Origin of the sequence: Methylorubrum rhodinum, assembly GCF_014199935.1 — a bacterium.
Lineage (GTDB): Bacteria > Pseudomonadota > Alphaproteobacteria > Rhizobiales > Beijerinckiaceae > Methylobacterium > Methylobacterium rhodinum.
In genome coordinates, this window is record NZ_JACHOP010000022.1 from 70534 (window position 1) to 95253 (window position 24720).

The window sequence follows — 24720 nt, forward strand, 5'->3', positions numbered from 1 at the left end:
TCGCGCCTCAGCCCGGCCCGACCATCGCGTAATCCCGCCGCCGCAGCCGCCGCGCGCCCCGGCGATAGGCGGTGGCGGTGCCGGGCCAGAGGGTGCGGTTGCGGCCCTTCCCGTCGAGATACCAGCTGCCGCAGCCGCCCCGCGCCCAGATGCTGTCGGCGAGCCGGGCGTCGACGGACGCGCGAAACTCACTTTGCGCTTGCGCGCGTACCTCCACCGCCCGCCCCGGATTCTTTTGAAGCCACCGCAGGCACCCAAGCACGTGGGCGACCTGCGCCTCGACCATCGCCAGCACCGAGTTGTGGCCGAGCCCGGTGTTCGGCCCGAGCAGCAGAAAGAGGTTCGGGAAGCCCGCCATCGCGATGCCGTGGAACGCGTCCGCCCCCGCGCACCACGCCTGCGCCAGGGTCCGCCCGTCGCGGCCCGTGAGGACGAGGCGGTCGAAGCTGCCGGAGGGGGAGAAGCCGGTGGCGAGGATCAGCACGTCGAGGGCGTGCGCGGCCCCGTCCGCGGTGACGATGCCGTGGGGCGTCACGGCGCGGATCGCCTCCGTGACGAGGCTCACGTCGGGCCGCGTCAGCGCGGGATAGAAATCGTCCGACAGGAGCACCCGCTTGCAGCCGAGCCGGTAGGACGGCGTGAGGCGCCGCCGCAGATCGGAATCGGGGATCGCGCGCTTCAGATGGGCGCGGGCGAGCGATTCTCCGCCCGCGGTCAGCCGCGAGACGCGGGTGAAGCCGAGAAGCGCCAGCATCTCGCGGCGCCAGAACAGGCCGGCCCGGTAGAGCCGGCGCAGCGGGCCGATCCCGAGAAGGGTTTTTGCGACTGGGCCGTAGGATCGGTCGTGGCGGGGCAGGATCCAGGCCGGGCTGCGCTGGAACAGGGTGAGGTGGGCCGCATGGCCTGCGATCTCCGGCACGATCTGCACCGCGCTCGCCCCCGTGCCGATCACGCCGACGCGCTGGCCCCGGAGGTCGCAGCCGTGATCCCACGCGGCGGTGTGGAAGCAGGGGCCGGCGAAGTCGTCGAGGCCGGGCAGGGCGGGACGGGCCGGCGCGTGCAGGGCGCCGACCGCGCCGACGAGGACGCGGGCCGAGACCACGCCCCGGTCGGTCTCGACCCGCCACAGGCAGGACGCTTCGTCGTAGGCGGCGCCCAGCACGGTCGTGCGGAGGCGCAGCCGGTCCGCCAGTCCATGCTCGGCGACGAGAGCTTCGAGATAGGCCTGGATCTCGCCCTGACGGGGAAACAGCCGCGACCAGTCGGAGCGGGGGGCGAAGGACAGGGAATAGAGATGGGCCGGCACGTCGCTCGCCGCCCCCGGATAGGTGTTGTCCCGCCACGTGCCGCCGATCCGGTCGGCCTTCTCCAGAACCGCGAAGCGCGGGAACCCGGCCCGGTCCGCCCGGATCGCCATGGCGAGGCCGGAGAAGCCGGCGCCGACGATGACCAGATCGAGCGGAGCCTCGCTCACGCCACCGCCTCCGGGACCGGAACCGCCTCAAGGGCGCGGCGCAGGAAGACGGCCGCCTCCGAGAGCGATGCCTGGGCCTCGGGCAGAAAACTCTCGGCGAGTTGCCAGGCATGCGGCACCACCGGGAACACCGTGAGCGAGACCGGCACGCCCGCCGCGCGGGCCTTGTCGGCGAGGCGCAGGGAATCGTCGCGCAGGATCTCGCGGGCGCCGACATGGATCAGCAGCGGCGGGAACCCGGAAAAGTCGGCCTCGATCGGCGAGGCGCGGGGATCGGCCGGGTCGGCCCCGTCGAGATAGGCCGGCACCAGCCGGGTCAGCGCCTCGGGCCGAAACATCGCGTCGCGCTTGGCATTCGTGCGGAAGGACGGGCTGCGGCCGACGAGATCGGTGGCGGGCGAGAACAGGGCCGCCGCCGCGGGCAGCGGCAGCCCGAGGCGGCGCGCCTCGACCATCGCGGCGAGCGCGAGGTTCCCGCCCGCGGAATCCCCGGCGATGGCGGCCGGCCCTCGCGCCGCGAGGGCACGCCAGACCGCCGCGCAATCCTCGACGCCGGCCGGGAACGGGTCTTCGGGGGCCAAGCGGTAATCGGAGGCGAACACCCGGAAGCCGGCCCTGGCGAAATGGCCGGTGATCGGCCGGTACATCCGGGCCGAGCAGGCGATGAAGCCGCCGCCGTGGAGATAGAGCAGGGCAGGGCGCTCCGCGGGCCCGCCCTGGCCTTCCGCCCACTCGCCGGCCACGCCGCCGAGTTCGCCCGGCGTGAAGGCGACGCCCAGGGGCGCGGGAAAGGTCTCGCGGTCGAAGGCCCGGCGGATCGCCGCGATGTCGGACTGGCCGCCGATGCGCGCCTTCACGGCCAGCCGCACGGCGACGTCGTAGAGATGCGCGCGCAGGCTCGCCATGCTCAACCCTCCCCCACCGCGCGGCGGATCAGCGACCAATACCGAACCGGCATCAATCGCTGGATCAGAAGGGCGCGGCGCGCATCCTTGCCGATGACGATGCGGGGCGCGCGGGCCTCGACGCCGCGCAGGATCGCGGCGGCGACCGGCTTCGGGTCCATCGTCAAGAGCCGCTCGAAGGCGGCCAGCCCGCGGGCCGCTTGCCCCGGATCGAGGCCGCGGGGGATGCGGGCGTTCCGGGCGATGCGCGTCGCCACGCCGCCCGGATGGACCAGCGTCACGCCGAGCCCGGTGCCGGCAACTTCATGCGCCAGCGCCTCCGAGAAGCCGCGCACCGCGAACTTGCTCGCCGCGTAGGCCGCCTGGCCGGCCGGCGCGACGATGCCGAACACGCTCGACAGGTTGACGATCTGCGCCTGGGGCTCGGCCCGCAACAGCGGCAGGCAGGCGTGGGTCAGCCGCATCACCGCGTGCAGGTTCACGTCCATCAGCCACGCCACGTCGTCGAGGTCGGCCTCCTCGAACCGCCCGGCGAGCGCCACGCCCGCGTTGTTGACGAGCAACTGCAGCCCGCCGTGATGGGCCCGCACCGCGGCGGGCAGCGCCGCGACGGCGGCGGCATCGGTGAGGTCGATCACGTGCTCGCTCACCGCCACGCCCGCGGCGCGGGCGGATGCCGCCACCGGGGCCAGCCCCGCGCCGTCGCGGTCGGCCAGCGCCAGGGCGCAGCCGCGCCCGGCGAGCGCCTGGGCCAGGGCCGCGCCGATGCCGCTCGCCGCCCCGGTGACGAGGGCGGTGCGGCCCGAAAAGACGAAACGCCCGGCCATCACGAAGCCCGCCGGACCCACGCGGGGCCGATCCTGCGAGCCATCCGAGTGATGCAGAAGGCGCGTTCCCCTCCCCACGGATCTCGGGCTTGCCCGAGATCCGCACCTTGCTGGCCCAGATCGGGCAGGCCCGATCTGGGTGGGGAGGGGTCAGGGGTGGGGGTCGGGCAGACGGTGCCGCCCCGTTCGATCCTGAACCACCCCCACCTCCTCCCTCCTCCCCGCAAGGGGGAGGAGAGGCGTTTCACCCTGCCGACCGTGCGCTGTGGGCGCGCGCCAGGGCGAGGGGAGGGGGAAGCGGACGGAAGGGCAGGCAGGGCAGGAACTCCGGCGCGGAGCGAGTGAGGTCGGCCCAGAGCCGGCCTTCGTCAAGGCGACGAAAGGGGGAGGACGCCCCCGCAGACATGACCTCGCACTTCGGACGCTCCCTGGATTTGGTATCGCGCGCCCGCTACCTCTTCCGGTGACCCGGAGCCCGCCCGATGCGCGACGCCGCCCTCCGCCTCGACGACCTCGTGACGTCCGATCCCGCCATCATGGGTGGGCGGCGCGTGTTTCGGGCACGCGCGTGCCGGTCGAGGTCCTGTTCGAGAACCTCGACCGGGACGACGTGGTCGCGGTTCTCGAACGCACTGCGCCGCGAGCCGCCTGAGACGTGATGTATGGCCGGAGGTCGGAGAGATGGAGCGTGAACTCGACCGCGCGATGTCGGAGGAGCAGTTCCTCGCCTGGGCCGAGGGCCGCGACGGGCGCTACGAACTCGTCGAGGGCCGGGTGACGATGCAGGCGGGGGCGACGCGGGATCACGAGCGGGTGGCCAAGCGCATCTTCTCGCTCCTCTACGCGCAGGTCGACGAGGCGCGCTTCGACGTCAACAAGGGCGATTTCGGCGTGCGGATCAGGCCCGGGGAGGGCAGGGGCAGCATCCTCTATCCGGACGTGGTGATCGATGCGCAGAGCCCGACGGGCGCCGAGCGCGCGACCCTGACGCCGGTCGTCGTGATCGAGGTGCTGTCGGCCGGCACCGACGACGACCATCACGTCCAAAAATTCGCGCGCGACGCCCGCCGGGACACGCTGCGGTGCTACGCCGTGTTCGACCAGAAGCGTCCGCGCACCCATCTCTGGACCTGGGGCGACGGCGGCCGGCCGGACGCCCCCGCCTTGGTCGAGGGGAGTGCCGCCGAGATCGTGTTCCCGGTCATCGGAGCGCGGCTGCGCCTCGCCGACATCTATCGCCCGATCCCTGGTTAGGGCGCCGGGCGATCCTCCCACGCAACGATCCGGACAATCCCCATCGTGCAGGCAGATTCCAGCCGGCGGCGCGGCTCCACGGCCACCGCCTACGCGATCCTGACGCTGACCGCTCTGCTCTGGGCCGGCAACGCGGTGGCGGGCAAGTGGGCGGTGGGCGAGGTGTCGCCGCAGGCGCTCACCACCTTGCGCTGGGCCTTCGCCTTCGCGCTGCTCGCCGTCATCGCCCGGCGGCAGGTGGCGGCGGAGTGGCCGCGGCTCGCGGCGCGCTGGCGCTACGTGCTCGTGATGGGGGCGAGCGGCTACACCGTGTTCGCGAGCCTGTTCTACGCCGCGGGCGCCCACACCACGGCGCTCAACGTCGCCCTGCTGCAGGGGGCGGTGCCGATCTTCGTCATGCTGCTCAACTTTTTCGCCCGCGGCACCGGCGTGAGGGGAGGGCAGGTGGTGGGCGCCGCTGTGACGCTCGCGGGCGTGGCGGTCGCCTCCTCCCACGGCGATCTCGGCGCGCTGCTCCGCCTCACCTTCAACCTCGGCGACGGGCTGATGCTCGCCGCCTGCCTCGTCTATGCCGGCTACACCGTGGCGCTGCCGTCGCGGCCGAAGGTGTCGGGGCTCGCCTTCTTCACGGGGTTGGCGCTCGCCGCCCTCCTCTCCTCCCTGCCGCCGCTCGCCGCCGAATGGGCGGCCGGGCGGCTGATCTGGCCCTCGCTGGCGGTCGGCTGGCCGCTCGTCGCCTTCGTGGCGCTCGGGCCCTCGCTCCTGGCGCAGCTCTCCTACATCCGCGGCGTCGAGCTGATCGGGCCGAACCGGGCGGGGCTGTTTGTCAACCTCGTGCCGGTCTTCGGCGCCGGCCTCGCCGTGATGCTCGCGGGCGAGCCGTTCGACGCCTTCGACGGGCTGGCGCTCGCCCTGGTGCTCGGCGGCATCCTGATCGCCGAGACCGCCGGGCGCAGGGCTGCGGCGAACGCCGCGACGGGGTAGGGCGCCGCGATCCGGGAACGCATCGTGACCCTCGCGACGCATTTTCGGCGGCGAAAACCGCCCGGTGACGTGAGCTGGCCACAGGTTGGGCCCAACGATGCGCTAAGAGGCGAGCGAATCAATTCCGCCGGACCGCCCGCCCGCCGATGTCCCAGCCTTCCGCCCCCTCGCCGCGGGCCGGCGAGCCGGTCGCCCTGCGGCGCGTCCTGCCGTGGCGCGCCCTGCCGTCCTGGGCCGGCGAACTCGCCGCCGCCGCCGCCGCCGGCCTCGCGTGCGGACTGCGCTACCTGCTCGATCCGGTGCTGCCGCCGGGCTTCCCGTTCCTGACCTTCTTCCCCGCCGTCATCCTGACGACGTTCTTCCTCGGCCTGCGGCCCGGCATCGTCTGCGCGGTGCTGTCGGGGCTCGCCGCGTGGTACTTCTTCATCAGCCCGGTCGACACGTTCCTGCTGAGCGTCTCGACCGGGCTGACGCTCGCCTTCTACACCTTCATCGTCTCCGTCGACATCGCCCTGATCCACCTGATGCGGGTCGCGGGCACGCGGCTCGCCGCAGAGCGGGCGGTGACGGCGGGGCTCTACGAGCAGCAGCGCACCATGTTCCAGGAGCTGCAGCACCGGGTCGCCAACAACATGCAGTTCGTGGCCGCCCTGCTGTCGCTGCAGAAGCGCAAGATCGCCGACGACCCGAAGGCGGCCATGGCCGCCTTCGACGAGGCCCAGGCCCGGCTGGAGACCATCGCCCGCATCCACCGCCGCCTCTACGATCCGGGCCGGATCGACCAGCCGGTCGGGCAATACCTGCAGGAGCTCTGCGCCGACTTGCTGGAAGCCACGGGGGCGCGCAACATCGTCTGCCTCGTCGACGTGCCGCCGTTGCGCCTCGACCTCGCCCGGCTGACGACCCTGTCGCTCCTCGTGGTCGAGGTCGTCACCAACGCCCTCAAGCACGCCTTCACGGGCTCCGAGCGCGGCACCATCACGATCCGCCTGGAGACGATGGAGGGCAGCCTCGCGGCGCTCACCATCGCCGACGACGGTCCCGGCATCCCGGCGAGCTTCGACCCGGCGGCGAGCCGCAGCCTCGGCTTCCGCATCGTCCAGGGGCTCGCCGCCCAGCTCGGCGGGGAACTCACCTACGCCAACGAGGGCGGCACGGTGGTGCGGCTCGTGTTCCCGACGATGCGGGCGGCATGAGACGTTGCCGCTTCCCATCGTTCAGGCGCCGACCGGACCCTCGCCCTCATCCCAAGGTGCTCCGCCGAAGGCGGAGCCTCGACGGAGGGCTCCAGGGATCGCGCGGCTGGCTTGAGGCCTCCTTCGAGGCTGAGCTGACGCTCAGCACCTCAGGAGGTGGGACGAGCCGGCGAACCGCCGTCTCGGGCGCCCCGTCACCCCAGCCCGTCGTCCGGCGCGCGTAGGCGGTAGCCGATTCCGGTCTCGGTGAGGAGGAGGCGCGGGCGCTCGGGATCGGCTTCCAGCTTCTGGCGGAGCTGGCGGATGTAGACGCGCAGGTATTGCGGATCGGACGAGGCCGGAACCTCGCGCATGAGCTGGGCATGGGTCAGCACCTTGCCGGCATGCAGCACGAGGATGCGCAGGAAATCGTATTCCCGCGGGGTGAGCCGCACCTCGGCGCCGTCCACCCGCACGATGCGCCGCACGAGATCGACGCTGAGGCCCTCGACCGTGAACACCGGACGCTCGCCCTTGGCGGCGAGCTGGTGGCGCAAAGCCGCCCGCAGGCGGGCCAGCAGCTCGCCCATGCCGAAGGGTTTGGTGACGTAGTAGTCGGCGCCGAGATCGAGCGCCTCGACCTTGCCGGCCTCGTCGCCGCGGCTCGACAGCACCACCACCGGCAGGTCGGGGTGATCCGCGCGGATGTCCTGCAGCAGATCGTGCCCGCCCCGATCCGGCAATCCGAGATCGAGGATGACGAGATCGACCCGCTCGCGTTTGAGCAAGGCCAGCGCGGTGCGGGCGTCGGGTGCCTCCAAGAGCGCGTAGCCCTGCGTCGCGAGGCCGACCCGCAGGAGCCGGCGGATCGGCGGCTCGTCGTCGATCACGAGGACGGTCGGGCTCATGCGGCGTCCCCCACGGATGGGATCGGCGAAGGGATCGGCAAGGTCACGGTGAAGACGGCGCCGGAGCGGTCGCGCCGGTTGCCCGCCGTAACGGTGCCGCCCATGGCCTCGACGAAGCCGCGGGCGATGGCAAGCCCCAGCCCGGTGCCGGCGCGGACCCGGTCGCCCTTGCGCAGGCGGTGGAACTTGTCGAGCACCCGCTCGGTCTCGTCCTCCGGCAGGCCCTCGCCCTCGTCGAGCACGGCGAGGATCACGCGCTCGGCTTTTCGCTCCGCCCGCACCGTGACGGTGCTGCGTCGACGATGTAGGCCACGTCCTGATCCGAGAGGTTGGGGGCGACCGCCCCGGCCTCCAGGCGGGTCATGTCGAGGAGGTTGGCGATGAAGCGGTTGAGCCGCTCGGATTCCTCGATGACGGTGGCGAGCAGTTCGCTCCGCGCCGCGTGGGGGAGGGCGGGGCCGAGGTCGCGCAGCGTGCTCGCCGCGCCGAGGACGGAGGCGAGCGGCGTGCGCAGGTCGTGGCTGACGGAGCGCGGATCGTCGCTGACGCAGACCAGCACCCGCTCGCCCGCGGCCCAGGGGCCGGCGATGGCGTTGGCCCGCATGTGGCCCAGGAGCTCGTCGTCGACCCGGTCGGCGGTGCGGCGCAGAGCGAGTTCGCGCAGAGCCGTGAGGTTGCCGCGGGAAAAGTAGTGCCGCAGCGCCCGCTCGGCCCCTTCGGGCACGTAGACCTTGCCGTCCTTGAGGCGCTGGATCAGGTCGTCGGGGTTGAGATCGACCACCTCGATGTCGTCGGCCCGGTCGAGGATGCCGTCGGGCACGGTCTCGCGCACGCGGATGCGGGTGATGCCGGCCACCACGTCGTTCAGGCTCTCGACGTGCTGGATGTTGAGCGTGGTCAGGACGTCGATGCCGGCGTCGAGCAGCTCCTCCACGTCCTGATGGCGCTTGCGGTGGCGCGAGCCCGGCGCGTTGGAGTGGGCGAGTTCGTCCACCAGCGCGAGCTGCGGGCGGCGCGCCAGCAGCGCGTCGAGGTCCATCTCCTCCAGCACGGTGCCGTGATACGGCACGCGGGCCCGCGGCACGATCTCGAAGCCGTCGAGCAGGGCGGCGGTCTCGGCCCGGCCGTGTTGTGCCCGCGAATCCCATAGGCTTCCTTGGCGAGCACGACGATGGAGCAGCCCTCCGGCGTCTCGTCGGCGAGGGAGGCGAGCTGCGCGGCGTCCGCCAGATCGCGCTCGGACACGCCCGAGACCGGCCGGAAGGCCGTGGCCTGCCGGTTGCCGAGCGTGCTCGCAATGACGGCGTGAGCCCGTCCCAGCCCGCACCAGAACCATTCGCATAAGATATATTATGGAACTACGAATCGCATTCCGGCCCTACAGGCTCTCTCATGGTTAATTCCGTTAACCATGATTGCGTCGCATTTGAGCGAATGCGGCCACGGATCCGGATCGGTTCGGCGCGATGCTGCGGTCGCGGATCGAACGACGATCCGGCACGAAAATGCAGAGGCGCCGAAGGTGCTTGCAAAACAGTGCATAACGTATTCAATTCGGGACATGGACGGCGGCGTCCCCTCGCAATCGTCACAATTTCCCGCCAACACGATCGAATCGATGAACCCGCTCAAGCGCTTCGCCATGTCGTTTGCCGTGCCGCTCCGCCTGCTCCCCGGATTGCTGTCGGCCGCCGCCCTGGCCGTTGCCTTCACCGGCCCGGTGCTCGCCCAGCCCGATCCGCCGCCGGTCACCGGCGCGGTCGCGCAGGAGCGCGCGGCGGAGCGGGTGCCGGCCAAGCTCGCCCGGCTCGCCTCGCTGCTCGGGCATGACGGCGACGTGCGGATCGTGGCGTTCGGCTCGTCCTCGACGGAAGGGGCGGGCGCGTCCTCGCCGGCCATGGCCTACCCTGCCCTGCTGGAGCGCGACCTCGAAGACCGGCTTCAGATCGGCGCGTCGAGCCGGCGCTCCATCACCGTGATCAACCGCGGCAAGGGCGGCGACACCTCCGAGGAGATGGCGAGCCGCCTGGAGCGCGACGTGCTGGCCGAGCGGCCCGACCTCGTGGTCTGGCAGACCGGCAGCAACGATCCCCTGCGCGGCGTGCCGGTGGAGCGCTTCGTCGAACTGACCCGCGAGGGGCTTCGGGCGATCCGCGCCACCGGGGCCGACGTGGTGCTGATGGACCAGCAATGGTGCCGCAAGCTCTCCGGCGTCGACGGAGCCGAGCGCTACGGCGAGGCCCTGCACGCGCTCGCCGCCGAGCTGAACGTCCCGGTGATCCGCCGCCGCGCCCTGATGCAGTCCTGGGTCACGCACGGCCTGATGACGCCGGCCCAGATGATCGGCCCCGACGGGCTGCACATGACGGACGCCGGCTACCGCCAGCTCGCCAAGGCGGCCGCCGCCCAGATCCTCGTCGGCGCCGGCCTGATCCAGCCCTCGCTCGCCCGGAACTGAGCGGGAGGAGGGCGCCGTTCCCGACAGGTGGAAGCCCCCTCCCCGCCCATCATGCCTCAACCCGAACGGACCGAAGCCGAACTGACCGAGGCGGCGCTCGCGGCCTTCCTCGACGCGTTCTACGCAAAAGTCCGCCGCGATCCGCTGATCGGGCCCGTTTTTTCCGCGCGCATCCCCGATGCGGAATGGCCGCACCACATGGCGCGGGTGACCGATTTCTGGTCCTCGGTGCTGCTCCGGACCGGCCGCTACAAGGGCAACCCGTTCGGCCGCCATCTCGGCATCCAAAACCTCGCCCCGGACCATTTCGCCCGCTGGCTCGGCCTGTTCGCGGCGACGGCGGCCGAATTCTTCGAGACTCCGCTCGCGGACGACATCGTCGGGCGGGCCCACCGGATCGGCGACAGCCTCAAGGCGGGATTGTTCTTCCGGCCAGAGGCGCGGGCGAGCCGGCCGGATCCGTCCTGAGCGGAACGGTCCTCCGCCCGGATCGCCCAGCGGCGGCAAGGGTTTGCTTTTCGTGGCCGGGAATGTCACGCCTCGATCCGAAGCGGGGCGCGGCCGCAGCATGGGGCACTCGTCTTTTCTCGGTGCGGCGTCGCTGCGGGCGAAGGCCCGGAGCTTCGACGACATCCTCGTCCATCCGAGCCTCGAGGTGCTCCGGAACCCCGGCGCCCTGTTCCGCGGCGGCCCCGCCTGGCCCCGCTTCGAGACGCAGATCCTGGCCCGGACCTGCTGGTTCCCCGTGCCCTTTCCGGTCGATGCCAAGCCGCCGCCGCTCCGGGAGGCGGCCGCGGCCGCCGGGGAGGGCGTCTGGTGCGGGCCCATCAGCATCCATTTCGGGCACATGGTCGCCGATTTCGGCATGCGGCTGGCGGCGTCGAGCCGGGCCTATCCCGACCTGCCGCTGATCTTCAGCATCTGGGACCTGCCCGGCGCGGAGCCCTTTCCCTTCTTCTGGCAGATCGTCGACCATCTCGGCATCGACCGGGCGCGGATTCACCTCAACCGCACGCCGACCCTCTGGCGGCGCCTGCACGTGCTGCCCCAGGCGGAGCGCCGCTTCGGCGGCGGACCGCACGGTGCCCATCTCGACTTCCTCGACGCGATCGCGGCGCCCTCCCCCGGCCCTCCCGATATCGCCTGCCTGTTCGTGTCGCGGGCCGGCCTCCCCAAGGGGCGTTTCGCGGGCGAGGCGGTGCTGGAGACGGCCCTGCGAAGCGTCGGCGTCACGGTGTTCCGGCCCGAGACCGTTCCGCTCGAGGCGCAGCTCGCCCTCTACCGCCGGGCGCGGCGCCTGATCGTCTCCGAGGGCTCGGCCCTGCACGCCTTCCAACTCCTCGGCCGCCTGGAGGCCGAGATGATCGTGCTGTGCCGCCGGCCCTGGCGTCGCCTCGCCGCCGCCTCCCTGCGGCCGCGGGTCGGCGCCCTGCACTACGTCGAGGCGCTGAAGGGCCTCGTCTACGGCCTGCGCGCCTCGGGCCGTCCGCAGAGGACCACGGCCCTGTCCATCCTCGACGAGGGACGGCTGCTCGACGCCCTCGGCCGTCTCGGCGTCGCCCTCGCCTGGGACCGGGCGGCCTATCTGCGGGCGCGGGAGGCCGACATCGCGGCATGGATCGCGCATCGGATGGCGCAGGCCGCCCATCCGGGCGAGCGGGCGATGATCGAGCGGCGCCTGCGGGCGCTGTCGCTGCCGCCGCCCGCCGCGTGGCCCGAATCCGGCGCGCAGGCCTGACGGCCGGAGCCGGGCGCTGCGGGAGACTACAAGCCCACCTGCACGCTCAGCCCGTCATGGGCCGGCACCACCCCCGGCGGCAGCTTCTTCGCCAGCGTGGCGTAGTCGAGATCGGTGTGGAGGTTGGTCAGGATCGCCCGCCTGGGCGCCAGCTCCTCGATCAGGGCCAGCGCGTCCGAGACCGAGTAATGCGACGGGTGAGGGGTCTCGCGCAGCGCGTCGATGATGAGGAGATCGAGGCCGCGCAACGCCGCCTTGGCGGGCTCGGGCATCAGGCTCACGTCGGGGGCGTAGGCCGCGGGGCCGAAGCGGAAGCCGTGGGCGGCCTCGTTGCCGTGCTCCATCGCGAAGGCCAGCGCCTCGATCGTCCCGCCCGCGCCGTCGATCCGCACCGGCTCGCCCGCGCGCAGTTCGTGCAGATCGAGGATCGGCGGATAGGCGCTGCCCGGCGGCGTCTCGAAGGCGTAGCCGAACCGGGCCGTCAGCAGCGCGCGGGTGAGGGGATCGGCGTGGACCGGGATGCGGCGGCGCATCTGGATGACGAGGGGGCGCACGTCGTCGATGCCGTGGGTGTGGTCGGCATGCGCGTGGGTGTAGAGCAGGGCGTCGAGGCGGGTCACGCCCGCGTCGATGAGCTGCTCGCGCAGGTCGGGCGAGGTGTCGATCAGCACCGTCGTCGATGCCCCCTCCCCCCGCTCGCGCCGCTCCACCAGCAGCGAGCAGCGGCGGCGGCGGTTGCGGGGGTCGGACGGGTCGCAGGCGCCCCAACCGGAGCCGACCCGCGGCACGCCGCCCGACGAGCCGCAGCCGAGGATGCGCAGGGTCAGGCTGGCCATGCGCCCTCCTGGCCCGCCATCGCGAGGCCCGGCCTCACGCCGCGACCCCGTCGAGGGCCGCCGCCTTCGCGAACAGCCGGTAGAAATTGGCGGTGGTGAGCGCGCAGAAATCCTCGAACGGGAGGTCGAGGGTTTTGGCCAGCACGCGGGCGGTGTCGGCGGTGTAGGCGGGCTCGCAGCGCCTGCCCCGATGCGGCTCCGGCGCCAGGAACGGCGCGTCGGTCTCGACGAGAATCCGGTCCCGCGGGACGCTGCGGGCGATGTCCCGAAGGGCGTCCGAGCGGCGGAAGGTGACGATGCCGGAGAACGACACGGACAGCCCCAGCTCCACGCCGACCTGCGCCAGCCGCGCGCCAGAGGAGAAGCAGTGCAGCACCGCCCGGAACGGCGCGCGGGCCATCTCGTCGGTCAGCACCGCTTCCATATGACTGTCGGCGTCGCGGGAATGGATCACCAGCGGCAGGCCGGCGAGCCGCGCGGCCTCGATATGCGCGCGCAGCACCCGCTCCTGCACGGCCTCGGGCGCCGCATCCTCGTAATGGTAGTCGAGCCCGGCCTCGCCGATGCCGACGCAGCGCGGGGCCTCGGCCAAAGCCGCGATGGTCTCGGGCGCCACGTCCGGCTCCTCGGCGGCCCCGTGCGGGTGGGTGCCGATCGTGTACCAGACGGCCGGATTCGCCTCGCTGATCGCCCGGTAGGTGTCGGCCTTGGCGACCCGCGTCGAGATGGTGACGAGCCGCGTCACCCCCGCCGCCGCCGCGCGGGCGACGACGCCCGGGATGTCCTCGGCGAAATCGGGGAAGTCGAGATGGCAGTGGCTGTCGACCAGCATGGATTCTTTTTGAAGGAAGATGCGGGAAAAGCGGGAGCCGGGCCTTCAGGCCGCGGCCTCCGGCTTCTCGAAACGCGGGAAGATCGGGGTCGGTGCCGGAAGCGCCGCGCCGGGCTGCAAGCGGTGGGCCTCGTCGGCGAAGGCGAAGCTGCGCGCGTCCGCCGGCACGGCGAGCAGGTCGAGGAGCGCCGCGCCCGCCGTCGGCACGAAGGGCTGCACCATCAGGCCGACCCGGCGCAGGGTCTCGACCGTGACGTAGAGCACCGTCGCCATCCGCTCTGGATCGGACTTGCGTAAGCGCCACGGCTCTTCGGAGGCGAAGTAGCGGTTGGCGTCGGCGACCACGGTCCAGATCTCGGACAGGATCGAGTGCAGGGCGAGGTCCTTCATCAGCCCCCTCGCCTTCTCCGGCAAGGCCGCGGCGGCGGCCAGCAGCCGCGTGTCGGCCTCGGAGAAATCTCCGGGCTCCGGCACGGCGCCGTCGAGATTCTTGGCGATCATCGAGAGCGAACGCTGGGCGAGGTTGCCGAGATCGTTGGCGAGGTCCGCGTTGATGCGGTTGATGATCGCCTCGTGGCTGTAATTGCCGTCGCCGCCGAACGGCACCTCGCGCAGCACGAAGTAGCGCAGGGCGTCGACGCCGTAGGTCTCGGCCAGATCCATCGGATCGACGACGTTGCCGAGCGACTTCGACATCTTCTCGCCCTTGGAGAGCAGGAAGCCGTGGCCGAAGACGCGTTCCGGAACGGGGAGCCCCGCCGACATCAGGAAGGCCGGCCAGTAGACCGCGTGGAAGCGGACGATGTCCTTGCCGATCACGTGCACGTCCGCGGGCCAGAACGGCCAGCGCGGGTCGGTCTCGTCGGGGAAGCCGCAGACGGTGAGGTAGTTCGTCAGGGCATCGACCCAGACATACATGACGTGGCCCGGCCGGTCCGGCACCGGCACGCCCCAGTCGAAGGTGGTGCGGCTGATCGAGAGGTCCTTGAGGCCCGAGCGCACGAAGCTGGCGACCTCGTTGAGCCGCGTCTCCGGGCTCAGGAAGTCGGGCCGCTCGGCGTAGAGCTTCAGCAGACGGTCCTGGTAGGCCGAGAGGCGGAAGAGGAAATTCTCCTCCTCCATCCACTCGACGGGCGTGTCGGTCTTGATCGAGCGGCGGCTGCCGTCGGGGGCCAGCACCGTCTCGGCCTCGTCGTAATAGGACTCGTCGCGCACCGAGTACCAGCCGGCATACTTGGCCAGATAGATGTCGCCGTTGGCCTCCATGCGCCGCCACAGCGCCTGGGCGGCGGCGTAATGGTCGGCTTCCGTGGTGCGGATGAAGCGGTCGTAGGCGCAGTTGAGCCGGTCGGCCATCGCCTTGAAGCGCCCGGCCATGTCGTCGACGAAGGCGCGCGGGCTGGTCCCGGCCTTGGCCGCCGCCTGCTGGATCTTGAGGCCGTGCTCGTCGGTGCCGGTGGAGAACAGCACCGCGCGCCCGTCGAGGCGCTGGAAGCGCGCGATCGCGTCGGTGGCGATCACCTCGTAGGCGTGGCCGATATGCGGCACGCCGTTGGGGTAGGAGATCGCCGTGGTGATGAGGAAGGGTTTTTCCGGTGTCTCGCTCACGTGTCGATGGTCCCGGATGGTCTGAGGTGGCGCGCGCGGGCCGGCCCGACGGGCGGGCCGCTTCGCTCGTCGCGCGACACGGGTTTCGGCTCGACAAGCCTTGTGGCGCGCATCGTCCCGCGGCGCAACCGAAGGCCTTTTTGTTTCCGCCTCAAGCGCCGGCGGCCGCGTCCGCGGCCTCAGGTGGCTCGTGGGACGCTCTTCGCGCCCGGAATGCGGCAGGGCCATCGCATCAGCGGCCTGCCGCCGCCAGGGCCTCGAAGGCGGCGAGCACCAGCGGGCGGCGGTCGAGGTTGTAGATCGCGGCCTCGCGGGCGGCAGCCGCGATGCGCTCGGCGGCCTCGACCAGGGGCAGGAGCCGAGCCGGGCCTTCCCCCTGGCGGCGGTCGATCTCGGCGGCGACGTGGCGCTGGATCGCGTCGAGCACGGCCGTCAGCAGGGGCTCGGCGTCGCGGGCGGCCAGACTCTCGCCGAGCTTGAGCACCCGGCGCCAGTCCGGATCGGGCAGGCCGGCGAGCAGGGCCGACACCTCCGCCTCGATGGCTTGCGTGGCGGGATCGAGCAGGGCCACCGCCCGCGCCACCGAGCCCTCGCAGAGCGCGGCGGCGCGGGCGAGCGCCGCCGGATCGGGCGGGGGGAAGGGCGCCGGAAAGTCCTCGATGACGGCGCGCACCTGCGCCTCGGCCAGCGGGCGGAGCGTCAGCGCCCGGCAGCGGGAACGGATCGTCGGCAGCAACCGCCCCGGCGCGTGGGACACGATCAGGAAGATGGCCCGCGGCGGCGGCTCCTCGATCATCTTCAGCAGCGCGTTGGCGCTGTTGGCGTTCAGGTCCTCGGCGCTGTCGACGATGCAGACGCGCCAGCCCCCCTCCCCGCCCGCAGTGGTGGCGAACAGGGCGAGCGCCTCGCGGGCGGCATCGACCGAGATGCGGGTCGGCAGGGTCTTGGCGCCCGGCGCCTGGACGCGGCGGAGCGCGATCAGGTTCGGATGCGACAGGGCCGCGACCTGCCGGGCCGCCGGATGCCCCTCGGGCAGATCGAGGGTTTTGGAATCGGGCAGCGTGCGGGGATCGGCCACCAGACGGCGGGCGACCCGGTAGGCGAGGGTCGCCTTGCCGATGCCGACGGGGCCGCCGATCAGCCACGCATGGTGGAGGCGGCCCGCAGCCAGCGCCTCGGCGAAGGCGGCCTGCGCCGCCTCGTGGCCGACGAGGCGGGCCTGTTCGCGCGGGCGCGGCACGTGGGCGAGGTCGCCGGCCTCGGCCTCCGAGACGGCGGGCGCCTCCTTGCGGGCGCGGCCTCCCTCAGGCGGCATGGTCGCGGTCCCCCGAGGCGGTCTCGCCGGGCAAGGGGGCAGGCAAGGGGGCAGGCAAGGGGACGGGCAAGGGGACGGGCAAGAGGTCGGGCCGATGGGCGGCGACCGCCCCGCGGATCGCCGCCTCCACAACGTCGGGGCCGGGTTCGGCGTCGATCACCCGGCAGCGCTCCGGCTCGGCCTCGGCGATGGCGCGGAAGGCCGACCGCAGGCGCTCGTGGAAGCTCGATGCTTCCGCCTCGAACCGGTCCGGACCCTCCCCCTCGCCTCTCCGGCGGGCGCGGGCGAGACCGGCCTGGGCCGGCAGGTCGAGGATCAGGGTAAGGTCGGGGCGAAGTCCTTCCAGCGTCACCCGCTCCAGACTGGCGATCAGCGCCGGATCGAGTCCGCCCGCCGCGCCCTGATAGGCGCGGGTGGAATCGGCGAAGCGGTCGCACAGCACGACGGCGCCGCGCGCCAGCGCCGGGCGGATCAAATGATCGACGTGGTCGATACGGGCGGCGGCGAAGATCAGCGCCTCGGCGAACGGCCCGTAGGGTTTGGCCACGCCCCGCAGCAGCGCCTCGCGAAACGCTTCGGCCCGCTTCGTGCCGCCGGGCTCGCGCGTCGTCACGACCTCGCGCCCGCTCCCGGCCCGCAGGGTGGCGGCGAGGCGCGCGATCTGGGTGGACTTGCCCGCCCCCTCCCCGCCCTCGAAGGTGATGAAGACGCCCCGCGGCGCATCGCTCGACATGGGTAGCGGGCTAGCACAGGGTGGGCGCGCGCGACAGCGGAGGTGGGTTCGGCGGATACCGAAGGCCGCGCGTGTCCCCTCCCCCTTGTGGGGAGGGGTTCGGGGTGGGGGTGGTTCAGGATGGATCGCCGAGCCTCATCCTGAACCACCCCCACCTCCTCCCTCCTCCCCACAAGGGGGAGGAGAGTGCCCCGTTCTGTTCGCTTCGATCAGACGGCAGGTGCCGTCGTCAGCCACCCTCGCATCGCCTGGAAGGTCGCGACGCCCGCCGCGAAGGCCGCCGCCTCCTGCCCGGCGGCCAAGCCGTCCAGCCGCGCGCGAAAAGTCCGCCACAGCGGGCCGGCCTCGCGGCCGCGGCCGGCGTAGTAGGCCAGCGGCGTCCCCTCGCCGTGCAGGCCGCCGACATGGCGGCCGATCACCACGCCGCCGAGCGTGGAGCCCTCCAGCACGTAGAGCGCACCCATGGCGGCACCCTCCCCTGCAAGCGCGGGCGCCGCCGGGGCCGGCAGGGCGGTGCGGGCGAGAAAATCCAGGCCGAGGGCGGCGAGGTCGGCGTCGAGGGCGGCGAGCCGGCGGCGCGGCGCGAGGAAGGCGTCGTCGGAGAGCCCCATGGCGATGGCGGGCTCGTAGGCCGCGTGGAACCCGCGCAGGCGCGCCAGCAGGGCGCGGTAGCCGGGCAGCGTCGCCACCCGCCCCTGCCAGTCGAGGTCGCGCTCCAGTGCCTCATGGGCGTCCGCCGTCGCCGCGCGCAGGCGGGTGTGTAGGGTCTCGGGCTGTGTCAAAAAAACTCCGGCTCAGGCGTGGACGGTGAAGCAGGCGCCGCCCGCGTTCTCGGCCTCGAGCCGGGCGCCGATCTGCTCCAGCATGGCCCGCACCAGCTTCATCCCGAGCCCGGTGCCCTGCGCCTTGCCGCTCTCCCAGTCCGGCGGCATGCCGACGCCGTCGTCGCAGACGGTGAGGCGCACCGCGCCCTCCTGGCCGCCCGCCGCGTCCGTCCGGCCCTTCACCGTCACGGTGATGCGGGCGCCCCGTTCGGGTCGTCCGGCATATTTGAAGGCGTTGGTGACGAGTTCCGTGGTGATGAGCGAGAGCGCCACCGCGTGGCGGTAGGGCACCATCAGGCCGGCCTCGGCGGTCATCGCGACGCTGTGCTCGTCCCCGGCCATGCCGGCGAGGTCGTCGCAGAGCGCCTGGATGGTCTGGCCGAGATCGACCTGTTCCAGGCTGTCGCCCTGGTACAGGCTGTCGTGGACGCGGGCCACGCTCATCACCCGCGCCGAGGTCTCGGAGAAGGCCTGCCGCGCGGCAGGATCCGCGATCTGGCGGCGCTGCATGTGCAGGAAGGCGGTGACGATCTGGAGCGAGTTCTTGACCCGGTGGTCGATCTCGCGGGTCAGCAGGTCCTTCTGCTCCAGCAGGCGCTCCTTCTCGGCCAAGAGTTCGGTCAGCTCGGCGATCTTGCGGCGCTGGCGCAGGACCACGCCGTCGACGGCTTCCGCCAACTGCTCGGCGAGATCGACCTTCCACGGCGCGAACGGGGCCGAATGGCCGCGCCGCTCCTCGACCCAGCGCTCGAACGAGCGCCGCGGCAGCACCGCCACCGGCCCGCTGCCGGGCAGGACGGGTTTGCGCGGGTCGCCGCCCCAGGTGACCGTGCTCGGCATCTCGGGCTTGAACCACAGCAGCAGGTGGCGCCGCTCGGAACCGACGAAGACGGCGAGCAGGCCGCTCGCGGTCTCGGTGTAGGCGGATGCGGGCGCGTGGTGCAGCACCAGGGTGTCGGTGACGAAGCTGCGCGCCTCCGCGGGCACGCTCGTGCGCAGCCACGCGGCGAGCGCCCCGATCGCCGCCTCGCCCGGCGTCGCGCCCGCCTGCCGCACGGCGTCGTCGGAGACGATCGCCGCACCGCTGGTGCCGAACAGGTCGAGCAGGGCGGGGCTGCCCTCCATCAGGGTCTGGGCGAAATCCTCGGTGCGGGTCAGGCGCCGCACGAGGCGCCCTTGGAGATCGAGATGATGCTGGCGCTCGCTCCAGAGCGCCTTGCCCTCGATCTCCTGCACCCGCATGGCGAAGGCGTCGGTCAGGACGGTGGCCGCCGCGCGGGTCTCGGGCGCGACGTAGTGCGGCCGGCGGTGATGGCCGATCATCAGGCCCCAGAGCCGGTTCTCGACCATGATCGAGACCGACATCGAGCCGTCGACGCCGAGATTGCGCTGATATTCGAGATGGATCGGCGAGAGCGTGCGGTTCTGGGCGAAGGTGAGGTCGATCGGCGCGTTGCCGGCCTTGCGGTCGGCCACCAGCGGCACCGGCACGCAGTCGCGGTCGATCACGAAGCGGCTCTTGGCCTTGGTGTAGAGGGCGCGGGCCTGGGCCGGGATGTCGGAGGCCGGGAAGCGCAGGCCGATCAGCGGGCGCTGCCAGTCCGGCACCATGTCCTCGGCGATGGCCTCGCCGTTCCAGTCGCTGTCGAAGCGGTAGACCAGCACCGATTCGAAGCCGGTGACGGCGCGGATTTCGAGCGCGGCGATCTGGGCCGCCTCGGTCAGGCTCTCGGCGGCGCGCAGGCGCGCCATCGCCAACTCGGTGTCCAGCGGGCTCGCGGCGGAAAAATCCTCGGCCCGCTCGGGGGCGAGTTCGAGCTCGACGATGACCCGGCCGAGATGGACGTGGGCGACGAGGTGGAAGCTTTCGCCCTGAGAACCAGCACCCTTGGGCGGCAGCGTGATGATGCGGCGCAGGCCCCGCCCGTCGGTGAGGCTGTGGGCGGCCAGCCCGTCGCGGATCGCGGAGACGATTCCCGCCGGCAGCACCGCCTCCAGGCGATGCCCGGTCGGCGGAAAGAAGGCAGGCGGCAGCACGTCCGCCGCGTTGGCGCTGTAGGCCAGGATCTCGAAGCTGCCCGCGTCGGCGGCGAGCATCACGGCGTTGGGCTGGATCGAGCCGGGGACGTGGATCGGCTCGCGCTCGCACAGGCCCGGATCGACCGGCTCGGCCCGGCTGCGGCTGGCGATGGCGGCCAGCACCGCCTCGCGGGACGGGCCGGCGGCGATCTGCGCCAGGGGGCTGAGGACGAGCCACGTGCGCCCGCCCGTACCCGGCCTGAGATCGATGCGCGCCCGCAACGGGGCGGGCAGGCGGCCGAACACGAACTCGAAGCTCTGCGCGCCGCCCCCGCGCCGGGCGGCGAGGAAGCGGCCGTAGAAGCCCGGCACGCGGGTGCTCGGCACGAGCTCGCGGAAGAAGTTGCGCCCGACCATCGCCTCGGCGGCGAAGCCGCAGAACGCCGCCCCCGCCCGGTTGCAGAGGAGCACGGTCCCGGCGGCATCGAGGGCGAGCAGCCCCGCCTCGACCGCATCGCGCTCGGCTGCCGTCAGGGCGTCGAGATCGACGGCGGGACCGGCCGGGGCATGGTCCGGCCCCCTGGTCGTCCCTTGGGCGTGTGTCTGCGACGGCTCGACCATTACACGGTCCGATATGCCCGCGGCAGGCACATCGCGCAATGGCGTGCGGGGCCGTTCGAGATCGTCTCGGCATACGGCCAAGTTATTGCGCCTTCGGAGTTTTGTCTGAAACCATACAGAGCGCGCATGCCGGCCCGCCCGCCTCCCGCGGCTCCCACTCGGCCCGCCGCCGGACCGGCGGGGCGCCCGCCGGAACCGGTCCGGCAACGGGGCCGTCGGAACCTTAACGATTGAGACGAGCGGATCGTTCATCCGCCCCGGCCGGAGGTGACGTCAACCGTCCCGCTCCGTCAGGCCTGCCAGCGCGGTGTCGAGCGCCTCCTCCAGCGTCGGGTGATAGAACGGGCGGTCGCGGAACGTCTTGGCGTCGAGCCCGTCCTGCACCGCGTGGGCGACGAGGTGGGCGAGGTGCTCGACCTCCGGGCCGATCATCTCGGCGCCGACGAGGCGGCCATCGGGTTCGGCATAGAGGCGCAGGCCGCCCTGCGCCCGGTCCATGGCGCGGGCCCGGCCCTGGTCGCAGAAATCCGCGCGCCCGACGCGGTGGCCGGCCTCGCCGTCGAAGCCGCCGCCGACAGCGGCGATCTGCGGCTGGCTGAACACCATGGCGAGCATGGTCCAGCGCTCGGGCCGCTCGACCGATCCACCGGAAGCGAGGCGGGCGGCGTTGCGCCCGGCGATCCGGCCCTGGCGGCTCGCCTCGTGCAGGATCGGCCGGTCGGCGTTGGCGTCGCCCGCGATGAACAGGCTCGTGCCCTCGCAACGCTGGGAGCGGGGGTCGAAGGCCGGGCTGCCGCGCTCGTCGAGTTTGGCGCCGGTCTCCTCCAGGCCGATGCCGCGCACGTTCGGCGGGCGGCCCGCGGCGGAGAGGACGCGGGTGAAGCGGCCCGAGCCGCCCTTCCACGACAGGCGAACGCCCTCGCCTTCCACCTCGCCGGCCTCGACCTCCGTGCCGAGCCGGAGATCGAAGGCGGCGGAAAAAATCTCGCGGGCGGCGCGGCTCAGGTCGGGATCGCGCAGGCCTCCGAGGCTATTGCCGGGATCGAACACGCTCACCCGCACGCCGAGCCGGGCCATGGCTTGCGCGAGTTCGAGCCCGACCGGGCCGGCGCCGAGGACGGCCAGCGAGTCCGGCAGATCGTCGATCTCGAACAGGGTGTCGGTGGTGAGCACGCGATCGCTCAAAGACCGAAGCGGCTCCGGCACGCTCGGGCTCGATCCGGTGGCGAGCACCGCCGCCTTGAAGCGCAGGCGGGTGTGGTCGTCGACGCGTAGCGTGTCCGGCCCCTCGAACACGGCCCGGCCGGTGAGGCGCGACTCCGGGGGCAGGTTTTCGAGGCCCTCGAAGACCGATCCGACGAAATCGTCGCGCAGGCGCCGCACCCGCCGGAGCACGGCCGGCCCATCGACCCGCACGTCGGCGACGCGCACCCCGAACACGTCCGCCGATTGCGCCCCATGCGCCGCCTCGGCCGCGGAGATCAGGAGTTTCGAGGGCATGCAGCCGACCCGGGCGCAGGTGGTGCCGCCCGGTCCCTGCTCGATCAGCACCGAGCGGGCGCCCTCCTTCAGGGCGGCGCGGTGGGCACCGATCCCGGCGGTGCCGGCACCGATCACCGCGACGTCGCAGACGATCTCGCGCATCGGTTCAGGCCGCCATGGTCAGGACGGCGCCGCCATCGACCCGCAGGTTCTCGCCGGTGATGAAGCTCGCCTGCTCGGAGCAGAGGAAGGCGACCGCCGCGGCGACCTCCTCCACCCGTCCGCGGCGCCGGGCGACGATCCCGGGGCGCTTCTCCTCCAGAAAGCTCTCGACCGCCTCGTCGAACGAGACGCCGAGTTCGCCCGCCCGCTTCTCCATCATGGCGTCGGTCATGGGCGTGGCGACGAAGGCGGGCGCCACCGAGTTCACCAGCACGCCGTCCGGCCCGTAGGCCTTGGACAGGCCCTTGGTGAGGTTCATCAGCCCGGCCTTGGCGGCGCAGTAGGGCAGTTCCTCGACATAGGGCTGGACCGCGTCCTCGGAGGTGAAGAACACGATCCGCCCCCAACCGGCCTCGCGCATGCCGGGGATGAAGGCGCGGGCGACCCGCACCGCCGCCATCAGGTCGGCCTGGAGGGTCGAGAGCCAGCCGTCGTCGTCGATGTCGAGGAAGCCGCCGGTGGCGCCCGTCACGCCCGCGGCATTGACCAGGATGGTGGGCTTGGCCTCGAACGCCCTGTCGGCGAAGTCGCGCAGCTTGAGCGCGCCCTCGTTGGAGGAGAGGTCGGCCTGACAGGCCTTCACCGCGCCGAGCGCGGATAGGCGCTCCGCGGCCTCCTGCAGTTCCGTCTCCTTCACGTCGGAGAGAACGATGCTGACGCCCTCGCGCAGGAGATATTCGGCGCTGGTGTAGCCCATGCCGGAATCGCCGCCCGTGACCACCGCGACGCGGCCGCTGATACCGAGATCCATGAGAGCTGTCCTTCCCGGCCGCCGGGCGCCGACGCGGCCGTGCTGCTGTATGACGATCGCCGGCCAACGGGAGGCATGCCCGATCGTTCCGGGCGCAGCCGCGGCTGCGGCGATCGGACCGGGAGGGCGGGGAACGGTCGATCGTGGGACCGGGGAACGGCAAAAAACTTTTCGGAAGGGTGTCGGCGGCGGGCGTCCCCGCCCGTCCTCGGGCGGCACGGAGCGAGACCAGGGAGAACCGGACGATGAGCGAGACCGAGACGAGCCAGCCCACCGCATTGCCGCCGACGCGGGGCGGCGTGATCGCCTACCTGACGGTCGACGGGGCGATGCGAGCCTCCGCGTTCTATCAGGAGGCTTTCGGGGCCGAACTCGCCGCCGCGATCCCGGTGGACGAGAAGGGCCGGACCATGCACGTCCACCTTTACCTCAACGGCTCGTCGCTGATGCTCTCGGACGCCTTTCCCGAGCACGGCCACCCGCTCCAGCCCCCGCAATCCTTCAGCCTGATGCTGCCGGTGGACGATATCGCCGCGTGGTGGGACCGGGCGGTCGCGGCCGGCGCCACGGTGGTGATGCCGTATCAGGAGATGTTCTGGGGCGACGTCTACGGGCAACTGCTCGACCCGTTCGGCGTGATCTGGGCGATGAACCAGTCGAAGCAGCCGACATAGTCGGCCATTTTCTTGGCCTCATACCAACCGGCGATGATGGTGACTCATCGCCGGTTGCCCCCGCGACTGCGGGGCGGCGGGCGTCCGCCGAGCGCACGGAACAGGACCATCGGTCCTGTTCCGTGCAGACTGGTATCAGTCCCCGGCGCCCGCCTCCGCGGGCTCAGGCTTTCGCTTCGCTCGACGCCTCGGCAAAGCCGAGGCCGCTTACGCGGGGCGCTCTTCGCGCCCGGCCATACGGCACGATCCCTCTTGCGAGGGATCACATCTCGGGAGCCTACCCATGACCGACACCGACGATCCCCGCGACCTCGTCCTGACCCGCCTGATCCCGGTGCCGCGGCACGCCCTGTGGCGGGCCTGGACCGAGCCGGACCTGCTGAAGCAGTGGTTCGCGCCCAAACCCTACACGACGCCGGTGGCCGAACTCGACGTGCGCCCCGGCGGCGCGAGCCTGATCGTGATGCGCAGTCCCGAGGGGCAGGACATGCCTAATCCCGGCGTCTATCTGGAGGTGGTGCCGGACACGCGCCTCGTCGTCACCGACGCCTACACCCGCGCCTGGGTGCCCTCGCAGAAGCCGTTCCTGACGGTGATCCTCACCTTCGCGGACGAGGCCGGCGGCACCCGCTACACCGCGCGAGCCCGCCACTGGACGCTCGAAGATCGCGCGGCCCACGAGTCGATGGGCTTCCACCAGGGCTGGGGCCAATGCGCCGACCAGATGGAGGCGCTGGTCAAAGGTCTGGTCTTATAGGGCCACTCGCCCCTCATCCTGAGGCTCTCGAAGGACGATGGGGCGGCCGCAATGCCGATCCGCTCGCGCAGCAGATCGGCGTCGGCGCTCTTCTCCGGCAAGCCCCGGAGGCTCATCGTCGCATCGGTCATCGGGGGGCTCTCGGGTTCGGGGTTGGCTGTCGCAACCCGACCCTGCCCGGCAAACGCCGATGACCACAGCTCAGCTACGCCACCGCCTGAGACACGACTGATCTGCCCCCACGAGGTGGTCCAAGTTCGAAGTTAGTGCAGGGTCGGCCTTTGCTCCACGGGTAGCTTGGCCGGCGGAGCCGGTCGGGTGAG

General features: G+C 72.2%; 22 protein-coding genes and 2 pseudogenes. 8 read left to right on the plus strand and 16 right to left on the minus strand.

The window, feature by feature from the left end; translation table 11 throughout:
- Positions 1-7: 7 nt before the first annotated feature.
- From HNR00_RS20135 to HNR00_RS20145, 3 genes are read right to left on the minus strand one after another with little or no spacing between them, the layout of a single operon-like run.
- Positions 8-1474, minus strand: a complete 1467-nt coding sequence (locus tag HNR00_RS20135) for a flavin-containing monooxygenase (RefSeq protein WP_183572351.1) — start codon at positions 1472-1474, stop codon at positions 8-10.
- Positions 1471-2379 carry an alpha/beta hydrolase gene (locus tag HNR00_RS20140; RefSeq protein WP_183572353.1) on the minus strand — a complete coding sequence of 303 codons (909 nt, stop codon included), beginning with the start codon at positions 2377-2379 and terminating at the stop codon, positions 1471-1473. Before HNR00_RS20140 ends, HNR00_RS20135 begins: the two co-directional genes overlap by 4 nt.
- A gap of 2 nt (positions 2380-2381) precedes the next feature.
- Entirely contained in the window at positions 2382-3206 is an 825-nt protein-coding gene (locus HNR00_RS20145; protein WP_183572396.1) for an SDR family NAD(P)-dependent oxidoreductase, read from the minus strand.
- Between the two features lie 681 nt (positions 3207-3887).
- Here HNR00_RS20145 and HNR00_RS20150 point away from each other — a divergent pair.
- From HNR00_RS20150 to HNR00_RS20160, 3 genes are all read left to right on the plus strand, one after another.
- Positions 3888-4460: a Uma2 family endonuclease gene (locus HNR00_RS20150; RefSeq protein ID WP_183572355.1), complete on the plus strand. Its 573-nt coding sequence runs from the start codon at positions 3888-3890 to the stop codon at positions 4458-4460.
- 45 nt (positions 4461-4505) lie between these two features.
- Positions 4506-5444 carry a DMT family transporter gene (locus HNR00_RS20155; protein WP_183572356.1) on the plus strand — a complete coding sequence of 313 codons (939 nt, stop codon included), beginning with the start codon at positions 4506-4508 and terminating at the stop codon, positions 5442-5444.
- A gap of 146 nt (positions 5445-5590) precedes the next feature.
- The gene (locus tag HNR00_RS20160) at positions 5591-6640 is read left to right on the plus strand and encodes a sensor histidine kinase (RefSeq protein ID WP_183572358.1); all 1050 of its coding nucleotides are present in this window, start codon (positions 5591-5593) and stop codon (positions 6638-6640) included.
- Positions 6641-6834: 194 nt separating this feature from the next.
- On the opposite strand, the gene HNR00_RS20165 is transcribed toward HNR00_RS20160, so the two are convergent.
- The 3 genes and pseudogenes from HNR00_RS20165 to HNR00_RS20170 form a co-directional block, all read right to left on the minus strand.
- Positions 6835-7527 carry a response regulator gene (locus HNR00_RS20165; protein ID WP_183572360.1) on the minus strand — a complete coding sequence of 231 codons (693 nt, stop codon included), beginning with the start codon at positions 7525-7527 and terminating at the stop codon, positions 6835-6837.
- Complete coding sequence (locus HNR00_RS26095) at positions 7524-7781, minus strand: sensor histidine kinase (RefSeq protein ID WP_376770399.1); 258 nt, start codon at positions 7779-7781, stop codon at positions 7524-7526. Before HNR00_RS26095 ends, HNR00_RS20165 begins: the two co-directional genes overlap by 4 nt.
- Positions 7782-7918: 137 nt before the next feature.
- A pseudogene (locus HNR00_RS20170) lies at positions 7919-8656 on the minus strand (histidine kinase); the annotation flags it as partial.
- A 513-nt stretch (positions 8657-9169) separates the two neighbouring features.
- Here HNR00_RS20170 and HNR00_RS20175 point away from each other — a divergent pair.
- From HNR00_RS20175 to HNR00_RS20185, 3 genes are all read left to right on the plus strand, one after another.
- Positions 9170-9985 (plus strand): SGNH/GDSL hydrolase family protein, encoded by an 816-nt coding sequence (locus HNR00_RS20175; protein WP_183572398.1) that lies wholly within the window; start codon positions 9170-9172, stop codon positions 9983-9985.
- A 51-nt stretch (positions 9986-10036) separates the two neighbouring features.
- Positions 10037-10453 carry a group III truncated hemoglobin gene (locus tag HNR00_RS20180; protein WP_183572362.1) on the plus strand — a complete coding sequence of 139 codons (417 nt, stop codon included), beginning with the start codon at positions 10037-10039 and terminating at the stop codon, positions 10451-10453.
- Between the two features lie 100 nt (positions 10454-10553).
- A complete protein-coding gene (locus HNR00_RS20185) occupies positions 10554-11723 on the plus strand; it encodes a glycosyltransferase 61 family protein (RefSeq protein WP_183572364.1) in 1170 nt (389 codons plus the stop codon).
- Between the two features lie 26 nt (positions 11724-11749).
- Here HNR00_RS20185 and HNR00_RS20190 read toward each other — a convergent pair whose 3' ends face one another.
- The 10 genes and pseudogenes from HNR00_RS20190 to HNR00_RS20230 form a co-directional block, all read right to left on the minus strand.
- Positions 11750-12559, minus strand: a complete 810-nt coding sequence (locus HNR00_RS20190) for an MBL fold metallo-hydrolase (RefSeq protein WP_183572366.1) — start codon at positions 12557-12559, stop codon at positions 11750-11752.
- A gap of 34 nt (positions 12560-12593) precedes the next feature.
- Positions 12594-13391 (minus strand): TatD family hydrolase, encoded by a 798-nt coding sequence (locus tag HNR00_RS20195; protein WP_183572368.1) that lies wholly within the window; start codon positions 13389-13391, stop codon positions 12594-12596.
- Between the two features lie 45 nt (positions 13392-13436).
- The gene (metG, locus tag HNR00_RS20200; RefSeq protein ID WP_210306578.1) at positions 13437-15227 is read right to left on the minus strand and encodes a methionine--tRNA ligase; all 1791 of its coding nucleotides are present in this window, start codon (positions 15225-15227) and stop codon (positions 13437-13439) included.
- 4 nt (positions 15228-15231) lie between these two features.
- Complete coding sequence (locus tag HNR00_RS20205; RefSeq protein ID WP_183572372.1) at positions 15232-16314, minus strand: DNA polymerase III subunit delta'; 1083 nt, start codon at positions 16312-16314, stop codon at positions 15232-15234.
- Positions 16304-17047, minus strand: coding sequence for a dTMP kinase (gene tmk / locus HNR00_RS20210; RefSeq protein WP_183572374.1), 744 nt, complete (start codon positions 17045-17047; stop codon positions 16304-16306). Before tmk ends, HNR00_RS20205 begins: the two co-directional genes overlap by 11 nt.
- Positions 17048-17256: 209 nt before the next feature.
- Positions 17257-17829 carry a biliverdin-producing heme oxygenase gene (locus HNR00_RS20215; RefSeq protein ID WP_183572376.1) on the minus strand — a complete coding sequence of 191 codons (573 nt, stop codon included), beginning with the start codon at positions 17827-17829 and terminating at the stop codon, positions 17257-17259.
- 12 nt (positions 17830-17841) lie between these two features.
- The gene (locus HNR00_RS20220) at positions 17842-20022 is read right to left on the minus strand and encodes a histidine kinase dimerization/phosphoacceptor domain -containing protein (protein WP_376770400.1); all 2181 of its coding nucleotides are present in this window, start codon (positions 20020-20022) and stop codon (positions 17842-17844) included.
- A gap of 204 nt (positions 20023-20226) precedes the next feature.
- A pseudogene (locus HNR00_RS26100) lies at positions 20227-20763 on the minus strand (PAS domain-containing protein); the annotation flags it as partial.
- A 21-nt stretch (positions 20764-20784) separates the two neighbouring features.
- The gene (locus HNR00_RS20225; RefSeq protein ID WP_183572381.1) at positions 20785-22155 is read right to left on the minus strand and encodes a dihydrolipoyl dehydrogenase; all 1371 of its coding nucleotides are present in this window, start codon (positions 22153-22155) and stop codon (positions 20785-20787) included.
- Between the two features lie 4 nt (positions 22156-22159).
- Complete coding sequence (locus HNR00_RS20230; protein ID WP_183572383.1) at positions 22160-22966, minus strand: SDR family NAD(P)-dependent oxidoreductase; 807 nt, start codon at positions 22964-22966, stop codon at positions 22160-22162.
- Between the two features lie 245 nt (positions 22967-23211).
- Between HNR00_RS20230 and HNR00_RS20235 the strand changes: the two genes are divergently transcribed.
- Together HNR00_RS20235 and HNR00_RS20240 are read left to right on the plus strand one after the other, a co-directional pair.
- Positions 23212-23640: a VOC family protein gene (locus HNR00_RS20235; RefSeq protein ID WP_183572385.1), complete on the plus strand. Its 429-nt coding sequence runs from the start codon at positions 23212-23214 to the stop codon at positions 23638-23640.
- A 283-nt stretch (positions 23641-23923) separates the two neighbouring features.
- Positions 23924-24397 (plus strand): SRPBCC family protein, encoded by a 474-nt coding sequence (locus tag HNR00_RS20240; RefSeq protein ID WP_183572388.1) that lies wholly within the window; start codon positions 23924-23926, stop codon positions 24395-24397.
- The last annotated feature ends 323 nt before the right edge of the window (positions 24398-24720 follow it).

Coding starts and splice junctions, on each gene's coding strand:
- HNR00_RS20140 (WP_183572353.1), bottom strand. CDS start 2,379: ATGGCGAGCCTGCGCGCGCATCTCTACGACGTCGCCGTGCGGCTGGCC.
- HNR00_RS20145 (WP_183572396.1), bottom strand. CDS start 3,206: ATGGCCGGGCGTTTCGTCTTTTCGGGCCGCACCGCCCTCGTCACCGGG.
- HNR00_RS20150 (WP_183572355.1), top strand. CDS start 3,888: ATGGAGCGTGAACTCGACCGCGCGATGTCGGAGGAGCAGTTCCTCGCC.
- HNR00_RS20160 (WP_183572358.1), top strand. CDS start 5,591: ATGTCCCAGCCTTCCGCCCCCTCGCCGCGGGCCGGCGAGCCGGTCGCC.
- HNR00_RS20165 (WP_183572360.1), bottom strand. CDS start 7,527: ATGAGCCCGACCGTCCTCGTGATCGACGACGAGCCGCCGATCCGCCGG.
- HNR00_RS20175 (WP_183572398.1), top strand. CDS start 9,170: ATGTCGTTTGCCGTGCCGCTCCGCCTGCTCCCCGGATTGCTGTCGGCC.
- HNR00_RS20180 (WP_183572362.1), top strand. CDS start 10,037: ATGCCTCAACCCGAACGGACCGAAGCCGAACTGACCGAGGCGGCGCTC.
- HNR00_RS20185 (WP_183572364.1), top strand. CDS start 10,554: ATGGGGCACTCGTCTTTTCTCGGTGCGGCGTCGCTGCGGGCGAAGGCC.
- HNR00_RS20190 (WP_183572366.1), bottom strand. CDS start 12,559: ATGGCCAGCCTGACCCTGCGCATCCTCGGCTGCGGCTCGTCGGGCGGC.
- HNR00_RS20195 (WP_183572368.1), bottom strand. CDS start 13,391: ATGCTGGTCGACAGCCACTGCCATCTCGACTTCCCCGATTTCGCCGAG.
- metG (WP_210306578.1), bottom strand. CDS start 15,227: ATGGCCCTGCCGCATTCCGGGCGCGAAGAGCGTCCCACGAGCCACCTG.
- HNR00_RS20205 (WP_183572372.1), bottom strand. CDS start 16,314: ATGCCGCCTGAGGGAGGCCGCGCCCGCAAGGAGGCGCCCGCCGTCTCG.
- tmk (WP_183572374.1), bottom strand. CDS start 17,047: ATGTCGAGCGATGCGCCGCGGGGCGTCTTCATCACCTTCGAGGGCGGG.
- HNR00_RS20225 (WP_183572381.1), bottom strand. CDS start 22,155: ATGCGCGAGATCGTCTGCGACGTCGCGGTGATCGGTGCCGGCACCGCC.
- HNR00_RS20230 (WP_183572383.1), bottom strand. CDS start 22,966: ATGGATCTCGGTATCAGCGGCCGCGTCGCGGTGGTCACGGGCGGCGAT.
- HNR00_RS20235 (WP_183572385.1), top strand. CDS start 23,212: ATGAGCGAGACCGAGACGAGCCAGCCCACCGCATTGCCGCCGACGCGG.
- HNR00_RS20240 (WP_183572388.1), top strand. CDS start 23,924: ATGACCGACACCGACGATCCCCGCGACCTCGTCCTGACCCGCCTGATC.